Origin of the sequence: Photobacterium rosenbergii (assembly GCF_033022775.1) — a bacterium.
Taxonomy (GTDB): Bacteria; Pseudomonadota; Gammaproteobacteria; order Enterobacterales; family Vibrionaceae; genus Photobacterium; species Photobacterium rosenbergii_A.
In genome coordinates this window covers 28542-44349 of the sequence record NZ_JAWJZI010000025.1, presented here as the reverse complement: position 1 = coordinate 44349, position 15808 = coordinate 28542, and the positions used below count along the sequence as shown (strand labels likewise).

The window sequence follows — 15808 nt, the reverse complement described above, 5'->3', positions numbered from 1 at the left end:
CAAATCAAGGACCGTTCGTATCAGTAAAACCCGCTATGTGGTTCGCTCCAAACATCTTAATTGATAGGAGTTACCCAAACGGGGGCTTTTTTATTTGTTGCCGCTGCAACGGCAGCCGGTGACTTGACGGCATAAAAATACCCCACCAGCAAGGCGGGGCAATGGGAGAGAAATAGGAGGTTTTTATATTTGTTTCGAAAGCATCAGTGATTTCCCCTACCAACGCAAGTTTTTTATCCCATAAGTGTGTTTTGGGCAACATCGCAACTCAGATCCTGCCTTGATTTCCCGCCGCAAATATCCAGTTTTAGACTGTTGGCGCACAATCCAGGGGAAAGTTGTTTTTTATCAAAAATAAAGATGATAGCAAGTGGATTTTGACATCCCAAAATGGAATAAAATTACAGTTTGATGACAGGCTGGATAAAAAAAAGCCACCCCAAATCCAGGATGGCGATTTCATGTATTTGCTGGCTAGCCGGCTTTGAACCCACTACCGAAAACAAATATGAACAAGAAGCAAACAAGATTATAGCCACCTGCCCAGCAAAATTAAAGTAATTACTCTAAAAATTAGAGAGGAAAAAATCAGCAATGAGAGTAAAGCCTGGCAACAAAAGCTTCCAGTATCGATATTCGGTAACTAAATAGGTGAGTTGGCAACCAATCAGCGCCAGAATGATCAAAATACAAACGGGGAGTTTGGGGGGAGATGGATTTTTCTTTGGCACAATAAAAAACGCCCTGGCCAAATGACCAGGGCGGCTGAATCAGCCAAATCCAATAACGTGAAACAAAAGGTCTGAAAGATAGAACATCTTACCTCTGTACCCTACGCCTCTAACTGTATATCAATTGCTCAGTTTTGAAAAGACTTTTTGTAGTTTTTTTTCAAGATCTCGTAAGTAATTTCTAAACCTCGTAAGTCACTGAACGAATAATTTCAGCAAAAAAATAGCCAGCATGGCTGGCTATTTCTTCTAGGGATTGGGTATTAGGCTGATTTAGTGCGCCTGATCCCAGTTATCACCGATACCGGCGTCGGCGATCAGCGGAACAGCCAGCTCAGCCGCCGATTCCATCAAACGGCGAACCTCGGCAGAAACGTTGTCGACCTCCGACTCCTGTACCTCAAATACAAGTTCGTCATGAACTTGCATCAGAAGGCGAACACGCCCTTCAGGCTGCTGGCCGACCCACTCATCGACCAACACCATGGCACGCTTGATGATATCGGCTGCGGTACCCTGCATCGGGGCATTGATTGCGGCACGTTCAGCCGCTTTGCGACGCATGCCGTTGCGCGACTTGATATCAGGCAGGTGCAAACGGCGACCAAACAGGGTTTCAACATACCCTTGCTCGCTGGCTTGGTTGCGCGTGCTTTCCATGTATTCCAGTACGCCTGGGTAGCGCTCGAAGTACACATTCATGTAATCCTGCGCTTCATTACGGCCCATATCCAGCTGTTTGGCCAGACCAAAAGCACTCATACCGTAGATCAGACCGAAGTTGATCGCCTTGGCCCGGCGACGCTGTTCGCTGGTCACCGAGTCAAGCGGGATCCCCAGAATTTCGGCAGCCGTTGCAGCATGGATATCCTTACCATGGTTAAAGGCATCCAGCAGGGCCTGATCGCCCGACAGGTGTGCCATGATACGCAACTCGATTTGCGAGTAATCGACCGCCAGTACCTTGTAGCCGGTCGGTGCAATAAAGGCTTGGCGAATACGGCGCCCCTCTTCGTTACGAACCGGAATGTTCTGCAGGTTAGGATCGCTTGACGACAAACGGCCGGTTGCAGTCACTGCCTGGTGGTAAGACGTATGAACACGGCCTGTTGCCGGGTTCATCATCTTCGGCAGCTTATCGGTGTAGGTCGATTTCAGCTTCGCCAGACTACGGTATTCCAAGATCAGCTTCGGCAGCGGATAATCCAGTGCCAGCTCCTGCAGCACTTCTTCATTGGTCGAAGGGGTACCCGATGGGGTTTTCTTCAGAACTGGCAGGCCCATTTTCTCAAACAGAATAACCTGAAGCTGCTTTGGCGAGCTCAGGTTAAACTCGTCACCCGCAATCTCAAAAGCTTGCTTTTCCAGCTCATCAAGGCGCACGGCGATCTCAGTCGACTGCGCGCCAAGCAGCATACTGTCAATCAATACCCCGGTACGCTCCATCCGCGACAGAACCGGTACCAATGGCATCTCGATATCGTCCAATACCGATTTTAGCTTGGCATCGGCATTCACTTTCTCTAGCAATACGTTGTGAAGACGCAGGGTAATATCGGCATCTTCTGCCGCATAAGGGCCAGCCTGCTCCAGATCAATCTGGTTGAAGGTCAGCTGCTTCTTGCCCTTGCCGGCAATGTCCTCGAAGCTGATGGTCTTGTGCTCAAGGTAGCGCAGCGACAGGCTATCCATATCATGGCGGCCGACCACACTGTTGAAGACGTAAGACTCCAGCATGGTGTCAAAGCGGATCCCCTGCATCTCAATACCGTAGCGGGCAAGGATACTGGCATCGAACTTGAGGTTCTGACCAACCTTGTCCTTGCTTGGGTCTTCCAGCAGCGGTTTAAGCTGGGCCAGCACCCAGTCACGGTCAAGCTGAGCCGGAGCATCGAGGTAGTCATGGGCTACCGGCACGTAGGCCGCTTTGCCTTCTTCCACGGCAAAAGACACACCCACCAGGTTAGCCGTCATGTAATCCAAGCCATCGGTCTCAGTGTCAAACGCTACGACTTCAGCCGTATTGAGTTTTTCCAGCCACTGGTTGAATGCCGCTTCATCCAGCACAGTTTCGTAACCACTGCGGTCAATCACCGGGGCAACCGGCTTGGCTTCAGCCGGCGCTGCCGATTTTTCATCAGCCACAATACGGCCGTCACTGCCATCAAGCATTTCTGCCAGCCAGCGACGGAACTGCAACTGGCCAAACAGCTTGGTCAGCTCATCGGTGTCCGGCGTGGTTTTCACCAACTGTTCAGGGGTGACGTCCAGATCGACATCCAGTTTGATCGTCGCTAGATCATAGGACAAGTATGCTGCTTCCTTGTTGTCCAGCAGCTTTTTAGACATGGTTTTCGAACCACGGAACCCCAACGGCGCAATAGCGTCAAGGTTAGCGTACAGCGCATCCAAACCGCCTATACCCGTCAGTAATGCCTTGGCCGTCTTTTCACCAACTCCCGGTACACCAGGGATGTTATCGACCTTATCTCCCATCAGGGCAAGGTAGTCTATGATCAGCTCTGGGCCGATACCAAACTTATCAACCACCCCAGCCGGATCCATCACCACACCGGTCATGGTGTTGATCAGGGTAATATTCTCATCAACCAGCTGGGCCATATCTTTATCACCGGTACTGATCAATACCGGCATCCCGGCTTTCGACGCCTGGCTGGCCAAGGTACCGATCACGTCATCGGCTTCTACCCCGGAAATCGAAATCAGCGGCAGGCCCATGGCCTTGATCACGGCATGAAGCGGCTCGATCTGGGAGCGAAGATCATCCGGCATTGGCGGACGGTTGGCCTTGTATTCCGGGTACATCTCGTCTCGGAATGTTTTTCCTTTCGCATCAAAGATGACAGCAATATGCTCGGTGGAAAACTGGCGCAACAGACTGCGCAGCATGTTTACGACACCATACACCGCACCGGTTGGTTCACCGTCTGAATTAGTGAAGTTAGGCGCAGCATGGTAGGCACGATAAAGATAAGATGATCCATCAATCAGAATAAGTGGATTTTCTGGGATAGTTGCCATAAAGATATTCTTATATCCGGGGGATGAAAGAGTTAGCTCACTAGGATGCCATGACTACCACCAACTGTTAACTGCTGTTTTCCTATTTGGCTACCCTATCTGTGGATAAGTTTGTTGGTAGTTCATTTTAAAGCGTTGATCAATTTTTAAAACCACAAAAAACACAGACATAAAAACAATTAAATACAACAACTTAAATCCATATCGCTCAATAGATCCACGATCCAGAAATGATCGTTAATTGTGGAAAAAGTTAACAAGCCATACTGAAATAAGATGAACTGAGAGTAAAAACAGACAAATCTGACGATAAAGGGAGCCATTATGAAGAAAATCGCAGTTATTTTGAGCGGCTCGGGTGTGTTTGACGGTGCCGAAATCCATGAATCCGTCCTCGCCCTGCTTGCTATCGAGCAAGAAGGGGCCAGCTGGCACTGCTTTGCCCCGAATATGGATCAGCACCATGTGATCAACCACCTGACCGGTGAAGAAATGCCAGAAAGGCGAAATGTATTGATCGAAGCGGCCCGGATCGCCCGCGGTCAAATCGATGATCTAGCGACCTTGGATCCCAGCCAGTATGACGCCCTGCTGCTTCCGGGCGGCTTCGGTGCCGCCAAGAACCTCTCTGACTTTGCCTTCAAGGGCAGCGAGTGCACGATTCATCCCGAGGTCAAACGGGTTTGCCAGACGTTTGCCGAAGAGGAAAAACCCGCCGGTTACCTGTGTATTGCCCCGGCAATGATCCCACTTATCTATGGCCCTGGCGCAAAGGGGACGATCGGCACCGATCCGGATACGGCCAAGGTCTTTACCGAAATGGGCGGGGAGCATATCAAATGCCCGGTCAGTGACTACGTGCTGGATCAAAAACACCGTCTGCTGACGACGCCTGCTTATATGCTGGCCGGCAGCATATCCGAGGCCGCAGAAGGGATCAATAAACTGGTCAAAGAACTCGTCAAGATAGCCTAACGCTCTTGGGTAAAGCATAGAAAGCGAATAAATCGCAGATAAAGAAAAAGCGGCACTACTTTCCCTTATCAAGACTTGGAAGTAGTTGCCGCTCAGCAGAAGGGATTGTGTTTTCAGCCCTACACTAAAAACCCACCCTAGCTAAAGTACACTGGAAGCAATGTGAGCAATGTCGTGCCTTCAATCGAGAACTCTTTGTTACTGTTCTCGTTGAGTGCAAGTTAATAATAACCATTCTCATTTAAGATGCAAGCATTTTATTGAGAATAATTGTCATTTAGTTGTTTGATGAAATGCAGGCGATAATCTTCAATCCCGTCTTTCTTTTCCAAGTGCTCAATTTTATAGTTATTTCTTAGCAATAAACGCAGCATCGCAGGGAAGCGGTTACGGGATTTCACCCTCAGTTCCCGGTAGCCCTGTGCCACTCCCCATTCTTCCTGCGCTTCCAACAATGCTTGGGCCACCCCACCCCGACGGCCGGCCGGCGCAACGCCACCCAACCAACTATAAAAACACTCTTCCGATAGCTGATAACCGATTTTTACCCCGACTATTTCACCGTTTAACTCGGCCACCAAAATCAGTGCCCGATGGCCGCGTAGTCGTTGCTTGATTTCATCCTCGGTGGCAGGACGGGCAAACTCAGTAATGGCGGCTAACACGGTGACCGCTTCTTCAATACTGGCCTCTCGGATATGCATACTTCCTCCTATTAAAAAGGCCAGCAATGCTGGCCTTAAACTGTGCTTATTATGGTTCGAAACCCGATGAAGGGAAAGCTAAACCCCCAAGGTGTTGCGCGGCTGGTTATCACCTTCCGGTTTGGCCGGGGACAAGGTGGTCAGCTTACCAATCAGGTAATTGAGCAGCACACCGTACATTGGTACAAACAGACCGAGGCTGATCAGTAATTTAAAGCCGTAATCCACCAAGGCGATCTCGACCCAGTTTTCAGCCATAAAGGCATCCGGGCTGTTGTAGAACGCTATCGAGAAGAAAGCCAAGGTATCGAGCGCATTACCAAATAGGGTCGAGCAGCTCGGCGCCACCCACCATTTCTTGGTCTGGCGCAGGCGGTTGAACACCGATACATCCATGATCTGACCCAGCAGGTAAGCCATGAAACTGGCAATCGCTATCCGCGCCACAAACAGGTTAAATTCACCAAGATGACCGAGCCCCTGATACTCGCCCTGATAGAACAGGACCGACAGGACATAGGAAATCACCAACGCCGGCATCATTACCCGCAGGATGATCTGCCTTGCCATCGCCGCGCCAAAAATACGGACCGTCAAATCTGTTGCCAAAAAGATAAACGGGAAGGTAAAAGCACCCCAGGTGGTGTGGAGCCCCATCACGGTAAAGGGAAGCTGCACCAAATAGTTGCTCGATGCGATGATAAGTAGGTGGAACGCCACCAGCAAAGAAAGCGCCTTGCGCTGCTGCGCGGGCGAAAATTGAGAAGTCGTCATTGTCAGACCTTTTTGTCATTGGGGGAGAGGGAACCCAAAAAAACCACCGCCAGCTCTCACACTGCCAGTAGCAACCGAAGGCGGGGATTATACAGCAAACCACCGCTTTGCCCAGTGTTTCACCGCTTTCCTAATAGCCCAGCCAAGAATAACAGCGTTTCCTCGGCATCACTGTCAAGCCCCTCCAGCCACATCTGGCCGCTGTAGTGCTCACCCTTGAGAAGCAATCGGCAGCCTTCGAAATCCACCAGCCACACATGCAAGTCAGCATTGGGCTCTTTTTCCACCACTGTCATCCCCAGCAACTGGAGCAACACATTGGCAATAGGGGCAAAATTATCATAGTCGATGTCTGGCCCACCGATTTCAAGCAAACGTGCCACCGTATCCAAACGGCGGCAGCAAAAGTCAGGACTTGCTGTCATAGTGCTTTATTCCTTTTTGCCATGAATAGCTACAGAAGGTTTCCTGTAACCAATTGTTTCTCTGCGTATCAAGCAATAACCAGCCTCTAGCCAAGGGGCGAGGTTCATGGTTTTATGAAGCTGTTGCCAACCGGGGAGACCGGGTTAGCAATCGGTGAATTTAACATTCTCACCAAATACGCAAGCTGTTTTGTAGCGAACAGAGCATGCCGGGGCCTCGCCCCAGGTTGTATCTAAAACGCATTTTGTACCGGACGCGGATTGTCCGGTATTTTTTTATCTGCCGTTTCCCGCTAGCCGATCCCAAAACCCACTTCTTCACCTGCGGTGAGATGATCTTCGATAAGCCCCAGGAAGGCATTGCCGTATTTTTCCAGCTTACGGTGCCCGACCCCATTGACCGCTAACAGCTCCCCTGCCGAAGTCGGCAAACGCTCGGCCATCTCCATCAGGCTGGCATCATTGAAGACCACGTACGGCGGCAAGTCTTCCTCATCGGCAATCGCCTTGCGCAGTTTGCGCAGTTTGGCAAACAGCTTCTTGTCGTATTGGCGGTTGGCCATTTTATCGCTCTTGGCACTGCGAGCCGCAATATCCAACCTCGGTACCGCCAACTCGAGTGGTACTTCACCCCGCAACACGTCACGAGCCTTGGCGGTTAACTGCAAAATCGAACTGCGCACGATATTCTGGGTCAGGAAACCGCGGTGGATCAACTGGCGCAAAATGCTGACCCAAAACTCGTGGCTGTGCTCGCGGCCGATACCATAAGTGCTGAGCTTTTCGTGGCCATGCTCGCGTATGCGCTGGTTCTGCATACCGCGCAGCACTTCCACTACATGGGTAATACCGAAGCTCTGGTTCACCCGGTAGACACAGGATAAGGCCTTCTGCGATACCTCAAGCGCGTCAAAGTGCTTGGGTGGGTCAAGGCAGACGTCGCAGTTACCGCACGGCTCTTCCCGCGCCTCGCCAAAGTAATTGAGCAACACCTGACGACGACACGTCTGGGCCTCGGCAAACGCCCCCATGGCATTGAGCTTGTGGCTTTCCACCAGCTTCTGTGGACCCTCTTCCTTTTCATCCAGACAACGGCGCAGCCAGGCAAGATCCGATGGGTCATAGAGCAGAATAGCCTCTGCCGGCAGGCCGTCGCGGCCAGCCCGCCCGGTTTCCTGGTAATAGGATTCGATATTGCGCGGAATGTCATAGTGGACCACAAAGCGCACGTTGGGCTTGTTGATCCCCATGCCGAAGGCCACGGTCGCCACCACAATCTGGATATCGTCACGCTGGAATGCTTCTTGTACCCAGGCCCGTTCATCGTGCTCCATCCCGGCATGGTACGCCGCGGCACGGATCCCGCCCTCGTTGAGCTTTTCGCTGATCTGCTCAACCCGCTTGCGGCTGTTGCAGTAGACAATGCCGCACTGGCCCCGAACGCCGGATAGATAGCGGATCAGCTGGGCCATTGGCTTATACTTTTCCTGCAGGGTATAGCGGATATTCGGCCGGTCGAAGCTGCCGAGGTAGGTATGCTGATCCTGCAGTGCCAAACGGGCCACGATATCTTGGCGCGTGGTCTCATCCGCAGTAGCCGTCAAGGCAATCACCGGCACCTCCGGGAAAGCCTGGCGCAAACTGCCGATCGCCGCATACTCTGGGCGGAAGTCATGGCCCCACTGCGAGATACAGTGCGCTTCATCGACCGCGATCATACTGAGTGGCAAACTGGCCAAGCGTTCGGAGAAATCGCGGCTGAGCAAGCGCTCGGGAGACACATAGACCAGTTTCAACTGATCCTGTGCCATCGCCTGAAAGGTATCCTGCATCTCTTCCCACGACATGGTGGAATTTATACAGGCAGCAGCCACCCCGTTGGCCTTGAGCTGGTCGACCTGATCTTTCATCAGGGAAATCAGCGGGGAGACCACCAGGGTCAGACCGTCACGCAGCAAGGCAGGAATTTGATAGCACAGCGACTTGCCGCCACCAGTCGGCATGATCACCAGGCAGTCCTGACCGGACACCGCCGCCTCGATAACAGGCTGCTGGCCCTCGCGGAATTCCTGGTAGCCGAATACCTCCTGCAGGACCTGCTGACAGGTCATTGGGCTCTCGGTCTGGCTCGGCTGGCTTGCTGGCATAACGTTCTCATTGGCACTGGCGACCCAAATCGGGGCACCTGAAGATGGACAAGGCTGGCTATTCTATACCATTCAGATCACTGATGGGAGTCACACCCGATTCAAATCATTTGCTCTACCTGCGGCTATAGTTGTAGAGGAAAAAGGCAATAGTATTGAGATCGATCACGATTTATACTGCCCGTGCATACACAACTGAATTTTTATTTCTCCCCGCCCGCTCGGCACCAACTTTTCAGGTAACCATGGAAGCGCAAAATACCCAGACCCAACGCGGCGTCATCCTCGCCCTATCGGCCTACACCATGTGGGGAATAGCACCGATCTATTTCAAATCCCTTCAGCATGTCAGTGCGATGGAAATTCTCAGCCACCGGGTGATCTGGTCGTTTATCTTTCTAGCCTTGCTGCTGGTTGTCAGCAAGGGCTGGGGACAGGTCAGAGCCGTACTGGGCCGGCCGAAGGTGTTGATGCTACTGCTGGCAACCTCGTTGCTGGTCGGGGGAAACTGGCTGATTTTCATCTGGGCGGTGAACAACAACTATATGCTGGATGCCAGCCTAGGCTATTACATCAACCCGCTGCTCAATGTCCTGCTCGGGATGATGTTCCTGGGTGAGCGCCTGCGTCCGCTGCAGTGGGTCGCGGTCGCCCTGGCAGCCACCGGGGTTGCGGTCCAGCTGATCCAATTCGGCTCTCTGCCTTGGATTGCCCTGGCACTGGCTGCTAGCTTCGGTCTCTACGGTTTATTGCGCAAGAAGGTCAACCTCGATGCGGCAACCGGGTTGTTCATGGAAACCAGCCTGTTGCTGCCCCTGGCACTCGGCTATGTGTTTATCTTTGCCAACAGCGCCACCTCGGACTGGACGGCCAACCCAATGAGTACCAACTTGCTACTAATGGCAGCCGGTATTGTCACCACCCTGCCGCTGCTGTGTTTTACCGGTGCTGCCACCAAACTCAAGCTCTCGACCCTGGGCTTTTTCCAGTACATTGGCCCGAGCCTGATGTTCCTGCTGGCGATCAGCGTTTACGGTGAAAGCTTCACTGCCGACAAAGGCTATACCTTTGCCTTTATCTGGGCGGCACTGATCATTTTCAGCGTCGAAGGTCTGCGCAACCACCGCAGCAACAAACAACAAACTGCCGTCAGCTAAATTGGCCTCGAACTAAAATGCGGTGCTGCTTTATTAGCAAGCAGCACCGTTGATTTTTTACAAGCGCCGCAGCAATGGCTATGGTGTACTCATAACCGACCATGAACTGCAACGGGGAGCGAGATATGAATAAAATCAGCCATCGCAAAAGCCCCATTGACGACATCAGCCTGATTGATGCCCACTACCAGAGCTTTGCATTCAAGCGCCATTACCACCTCGACTACCATGTGGGTTTGATCACTCAGGGCCAACAACAATATTTCTACAACGGCAGCAAGCACATTGCCGGAGCCGGTCAGCTGGTGATCATGCCACCGGACGAAATCCACGACGGCCAACCCACCGAGCAAACCGGATACCAGGTCAAGGTCTTCAGCATCACCCCCGACTGGCTCAGCCAGCAGGCCGAAGAGTCCTCAGGTAAGGGCCTGTACAGCTTCCCGCAAAACAAGATCGCCGACCATGCCCTGTTCCAGCAGCTAACCCAGTTGCACCAGCAGCTGGACAGCCCGCTGATGTCACAGCTTGCCAGAGACAGTTTGCCGATCGAATCCTTTTCCTACATGCTGAACCATTACGGCCAAGTCCGCGAAGCCAATGTTCCTCCTCTTGGATCCAAAGATCTCGCCCAGCTGCGCGACTATGTGATGGCTCACCTGGATCAGAAGATTAGCCTTGAGCAGCTGGCAAGCCTGTGCGATCTCAGCCCGTCACAACTGCTGCGCCAATTTAAGAAAACCACCGGCATGACTCCCTATGCTTGGTTGGGCAGGCTTCGTTTGGAGCATGCAATGGCGCTACTGAAAGCAGGCTACACCAGTACCGAGGTGGCCTACCACGTGGGATTTTACGATCAGGCCCACTTCACCCATGCCTTCAAGCAAACCTACGGCATTGCCCCTTCGCAGATAAAATAACCCGCCAGCAATACGCAGTACCGCAACCACTGTCATTTTTTTACAAGCGTCCACCGCGCGGCTAAGGCATGCTACGTCTTGCTGGGCATTGTGCCCTGATGTTTGAAGGATACCGTACACACGATGATCAACGAAGTAACCACCCTTGCCACCCTAGTCACCGTTCATATCGTCGCCTTGATGAGCCCGGGGCCCGACTTCGCCTTAGTGGTCCAAAATGCCGGGCGCTACGGCCGCCAAACCGGCATCATGATCGCCCTTGGCCTGTCACTCGGGATCCTACTCCATTCCATTCTCAGCCTTACTGGGGCCAGCCTGCTGATCCACCAGCACCCGATGCTGTTTGCCCTACTGCAAGCCGCTGGCGGCAGCTACCTGCTGTGGCTCGGTGTCGGTGCCCTGAAAGGTACATGGCAACACTGGCAGCAGCGCCACCAAACCGAACAAGGCCAGGCAGCCAAACCCACACAGCGAGTGCTTGCCAACCGCAAACAAGCGCTGGCCAAAGGCTTTACCACCAATATCCTCAATCCCAAGGCGCTGGTGTTTTTCATCAGCCTGCTATCGACACTAGTGCCAGCCAGTATGTCCCTTGGTGGCAAAGCCACAGCCATCGCTTTGCTGTGGGTCACCTCGTTCCTGTGGTTCGCCCTCTTAGCCTGGCTGCTAACCGGAGCCCGCCTGCAGCAAAAACTCAAGCAATGGACACCCTGGATTGATGCTACCTGCGGTGCGCTTTTCACCGTGATCGGCAGCCTGATTTTAGTCAGCATCATTTCTGCTTAATCATCGATACTGTCTGCCACACAGGTTGACCCGCAGCACAAAAAACAACCAACGGTTAGACATGCCCCCTGTCCTTACTTAGGCTAACTACAGCCTAAGTAAGGAGTATATTGACCATGGAATGGAACCAACATCGGATAGCCTTATTATCAGCCTGCCTGCTGACTCTGCCTGTAACCTCCCTAGCCAAAGACAGCCAGCAAAGTGCTGATCAGCTTGCTCCTGAAGCGGCAACCGGCCTGACCGAGCAACAAGCCGTGACCGGCAAGGACTGGATGGTTGCCTCTGCCAATCCTTACGCCAGCGAAGCCGGTGCGGAGATCCTGCGCCTGGGCGGCAACGCCATCGATGCCATGGTGGCTACCCAGCTGGTGCTGGGCCTGACCGAGCCACAATCCTCCGGTATTGGCGGCGGCGCATTTATGGTCTATTGGGATCAAAAGAAAACAGCCCTGACTACCTTCGACGGCCGCGAAACCGCCCCATTTGCTGTCACCCCGCTATTATTCCAAGATGAAACAGGCCAGCCACTGAAATTCTTCGATGCCGTGGTCGGTGGCCGTTCGGTCGGCACCCCGGGTACCGTCAGGCTGATGTGGTACACCCACCAGCGCCACGGCAAGCTGGACTGGAAAAAACTGTTCGAGCCCGCCATCGAGCTTGCCAAAGAGGGCTTTACTGTGAGCCCTAGGCTGGCGGCATTAGTGGAAAAGGACAAAGCCCACCTGCAGCGTTTCGCCGCAACCAAAGCTTATTTTTTCAATGAAGACGGCACGGCTATTCAAGCCGGGCAAACCCTGAAAAACCCGGATTATGCCGATACCCTGCGGCAAATTGCCGAGCGCGGTGCCAGCGCCTTCTACACCGGCGAGATTGCCAAGGACATCGTCAAGGCGGTCCGCACCGCCCCAGGTAACCCGGGTGTTCTCAGTACCATGGATCTGGCGACCTACCAAGTCAAGGAGCGCCCTGCGGTCTGCGCGCCTTACCGCCAGTATGAAGTTTGCGGAATGGGGCCGCCAAGCTCCGGAGCCCTAACTCTGGGACAAATCATGGGTATGCTCAGTCACTATCCGCTTGGCGATTTGGGGCCGGATAACCTCACTAGCTGGCGTTTGCTCGGCGATGCATCGCGCCTCGCCTTTGCCGATCGCGGACGTTACATGGCCGACAGCGACTATGTGCCGATGCCGACCAAAGGGTTACTGGCCGATGACTACCTCCAGCAGCGTGCCACCCTGCTCAACAGCGACCAAGCCCTGACCACGGCAGAAGCGGGTAACCCGCCATGGGATCACGCCATGCGCTATGCCATGGACGAATCACTGGAGCTACCCTCAACCAGCCATTTCTCGATTGTCGACAAGGGCCGCAACGTCATTTCAATGACCACCACCATCGAGAACGGCTTCGGCTCGCGGGTGATGGTACGCGGCTTCCTGCTCAACAACGAGCTGACCGACTTTTCCTTCCGCAGCCATGACAAGGGCATGCCGATAGCCAACCGGGTCGAGCCGGGCAAGCGGCCGCGCTCCTCGATGGCGCCGACCATCGTGATGAAAAAAGGCAAGCCATACCTTGCCATCGGCTCACCGGGTGGCAGCCAGATCATCGGCTATGTCGCCAAAACCCTGGTGGCCCACCTCGACTGGGGCATGGATCTGCAACAGGCCATCAACCTGCCGAACATGAACAACCGCTTCGGCCCGTTTGAACTCGAAGCCAGTACCCCAGCCGAACAATGGGCGCCGAAATTGGAGGCGCTTGGCTTCAAAGTCCAGATCAAGGAGCTCAACTCCGGTGTCCAGGCCATCAAGCTCAGCGACAAAGCCCTGACCGGCGCTGCTGATCCGCGTCGCGAAGGCAAGGTCGTCGCGCAATAGATCAAGCTGCTACCCGGCATAAAAAAACCGTGGCGAATGCCACGGTTTTTATTTCAGTCTCGACAATGTGCCAGCCGGTAATTACATCGGCTCAAGCTTGGCATACTGGGTGACCAGCCATTTGATCCCCTCGCCATTGAAGGCGACCTGAACCCGGCTCTGGGCACCGCTGCCCTCGAAGTTGATGATGGTACCTTCACCGAATTTCGGGTGCTGAACCCTCTGGCCAAGGCTGTATCCGGTCTGGTTGAAGTTCTCGTTCACCTGGCTCTGGCTGAAACGACCACTACTGGCCGGGCGGGAGACCTTGGCCTTCATCCGCACCTCTTCAATGAACTCTTCCGGGATCTCGCGAATAAAGCGTGACGGTTTGTGGAAGTTATCCTTGCCGTACAGGCGGCGCATTTCCGCATACGAGATGTAGAGCTTCTGCATCGCACGTGTCATACCCACGTAGCACAGGCGGCGCTCCTCTTCCAAACGGCCCACTTCCTCGGTCGTGCGCGAACTCGGGAACATCCCCTCCTCGACACCGACCATAAATACCACCGGGAACTCCAGGCCCTTGGCACTGTGCATGGTCATCAGCTGGACCGCATCCTCGAAGTCATCGGCCTGGCCTTCGCCGGCTTCCAGCGCCGCATGGGACAGGAACGCCGACAGCGGGCTCATCTCCTCGGCTTCTTCCGGGATCTCGAACTGGCGGGTTGCCGTTACCAGCTCCTCCAAGTTTTCAATACGGGCCTGGGCTTTTTCGCCTTTCTCCTGCTCGTACATCGCGCGCAAGCCGGAGTTGCGGATCACCTCATCGGTCTGCTGGTAGAGCGGCAGCTCGCGGGTATCGTCTTCCAGTGCGTTGACCAGCTCGATGAAGCGGCGCAAGGAGTTGGCGGCACGGCCAGCCAGCACTTGCTCTTCCAGCAGGGCCACACTGGCCTGCCACATCGTCGCGCCACGGTCGCGGGCTGCCATGCGGATAGTTTCCAGAGTACGATCACCCAAACCGCGAGCCGGGGTATTCACTACCCGCTCGAACGAGGCGTCATCGTTGCGGTTGGCGATCAGGCGCAGGTAGGACAGGGCATCCTTGATTTCCTGACGTTCGAAGAAGCGCATACCGCCATAGATGCGGTATGGCATCCCGGCCTGGATCAACGCTTCTTCCAATACCCGCGACTGGGCATTGCTGCGGTATAGCAGGGCCGCTTCGCTCAGCGCCCCCCCCTGATCACGCAGCTCTTTGATTTTGCCAACCACGAAACGGGCTTCGTCCAGCTCATTGAAGGCCGAGTAAATCGAGATCAGCTCACCCTCTGCACCATCGGTCCACAGGTTCTTGCCCATGCGCTCGTTGTTGTTGGCGATCAGGCCGTTGGCCGCTTTTAGGATATTGCCGGTCGAACGGTAGTTCTGCTCAAGGAAGATAGAGCTCGCACCCTTGAAGTCATTCAAGAAACGCTGGATGTTTTCCACCTTGGCACCGCGCCAGCCATAGATAGACTGGTCGTCATCACCCACGATCATCACGTTACAATCAGGGCCTGCCATCAGACGCAGCCAGGCAAACTGAATGTTGTTGGTATCCTGGAACTCGTCCACCAAAATGTGCTTGAAGCGGGCCTGATAGTGCTCGCGGATATGCTTGCTGCGCTGCAGCAGTTCGAACGCACGCAGCAGCAACTCGGCAAAATCAACCAAGCCAGCACGATCACAGGCTTCCTGATAGGCGGTATAGAGACGCAACCAGGTCTGCTCGACCGGATCATTGAACGTATCAATATGTTGTGGTCGCAGCCCCTCGTCTTTTTTCTCGTTGATATACCACGCCGCCTGGCGCGCTGGCCACTGCTTCTCGTCCAGGTTCTGGGCCTTGATCAGGCGACGTAGCAGACGCATCTGATCTTCGGAATCGAGGATATTGAAATCTTCCGGCAGACCTGCATCAAGATAGTGGGCACGCAGCATACGGTGACACAGGCCGTGGAAAGTACCGTTCCACATCCCCGCCGACGAGCCGTGCATCAATTCATTAATTCGACCACGCATCTCGGCAGCAGCCTTGTTGGTAAAGGTCACCGACATGATGGAGTAAGGCGAGGCCTGCTCTATCGTCATCAACCAAGCAATGCGATGGACCAAGACCCGGGTCTTGCCACTCCCGGCGCCGGCCAAAACCAGGTGGTTACCCAACGGTGCCGCCACCGCCTCGCGTTGTTTGTCATTCAGGCCATCTAACAGAAGTGAAACGTCCATCGCTCTCTACT

11 protein-coding genes are annotated in these 15808 nt (G+C 53.9%); 5 read left to right on the top strand and 6 right to left on the bottom strand.

What is annotated here, in order from left to right:
- Window positions 1-1004: 1004 nt before the first annotated feature.
- A complete protein-coding gene (gene polA / locus R2X38_RS24955) occupies window positions 1005-3773 on the bottom strand; it encodes a DNA polymerase I (RefSeq protein ID WP_317525048.1) in 2769 nt (922 codons plus the stop codon).
- Window positions 3774-4097: 324 nt separating this feature from the next.
- Here polA and elbB point away from each other — a divergent pair, with 324 nt between their 5' ends.
- Window positions 4098-4748, top strand: a complete 651-nt coding sequence (gene elbB, locus R2X38_RS24950) for an isoprenoid biosynthesis glyoxalase ElbB (protein WP_317525047.1) — start codon at window positions 4098-4100, stop codon at window positions 4746-4748.
- 257 nt (window positions 4749-5005) lie between these two features.
- Here elbB and R2X38_RS24945 read toward each other — a convergent pair whose 3' ends face one another.
- The 4 genes from R2X38_RS24945 to recQ all read right to left on the bottom strand — a co-directional run bounded on the left by R2X38_RS24945 (window position 5006) and on the right by recQ (window position 8798).
- A complete protein-coding gene (locus R2X38_RS24945) occupies window positions 5006-5452 on the bottom strand; it encodes a GNAT family N-acetyltransferase (protein ID WP_317525046.1) in 447 nt (148 codons plus the stop codon).
- A 78-nt stretch (window positions 5453-5530) separates the two neighbouring features.
- Complete coding sequence (locus R2X38_RS24940) at window positions 5531-6226, bottom strand: 7-cyano-7-deazaguanine/7-aminomethyl-7-deazaguanine transporter (protein WP_317525045.1); 696 nt, start codon at window positions 6224-6226, stop codon at window positions 5531-5533.
- A 119-nt stretch (window positions 6227-6345) separates the two neighbouring features.
- Window positions 6346-6651, bottom strand: coding sequence for a DUF3630 family protein (locus R2X38_RS24935; protein WP_317525044.1), 306 nt, complete (start codon window positions 6649-6651; stop codon window positions 6346-6348).
- Window positions 6652-6944: 293 nt separating this feature from the next.
- Window positions 6945-8798 (bottom strand): ATP-dependent DNA helicase RecQ, encoded by a 1854-nt coding sequence (recQ, locus tag R2X38_RS24930; RefSeq protein ID WP_317525043.1) that lies wholly within the window; start codon window positions 8796-8798, stop codon window positions 6945-6947.
- Window positions 8799-9043: 245 nt separating this feature from the next.
- Between recQ and rarD the strand changes: the two genes are divergently transcribed.
- The 4 genes from rarD to ggt all read left to right on the top strand — a co-directional run bounded on the left by rarD (window position 9044) and on the right by ggt (window position 13544).
- Window positions 9044-9955, top strand: a complete 912-nt coding sequence (gene rarD, locus R2X38_RS24925; protein WP_317525042.1) for an EamA family transporter RarD — start codon at window positions 9044-9046, stop codon at window positions 9953-9955.
- A gap of 125 nt (window positions 9956-10080) precedes the next feature.
- Window positions 10081-10875: an AraC family transcriptional regulator gene (locus R2X38_RS24920; RefSeq protein ID WP_317525041.1), complete on the top strand. Its 795-nt coding sequence runs from the start codon at window positions 10081-10083 to the stop codon at window positions 10873-10875.
- Window positions 10876-11001: 126 nt separating this feature from the next.
- On the top strand, window positions 11002-11661 hold the full coding sequence (locus R2X38_RS24915; RefSeq protein WP_317525050.1) for a LysE family translocator: 660 nt from the start codon (window positions 11002-11004) through the stop codon (window positions 11659-11661).
- A 116-nt stretch (window positions 11662-11777) separates the two neighbouring features.
- Entirely contained in the window at window positions 11778-13544 is a 1767-nt protein-coding gene (gene ggt, locus R2X38_RS24910; RefSeq protein ID WP_317525040.1) for a gamma-glutamyltransferase, read from the top strand.
- Between the two features lie 81 nt (window positions 13545-13625).
- Here ggt and uvrD read toward each other — a convergent pair whose 3' ends face one another.
- Window positions 13626-15797 (bottom strand): DNA helicase II, encoded by a 2172-nt coding sequence (uvrD, locus tag R2X38_RS24905; protein WP_317525039.1) that lies wholly within the window; start codon window positions 15795-15797, stop codon window positions 13626-13628.
- Window positions 15798-15808: the final 11 nt, after the last annotated feature.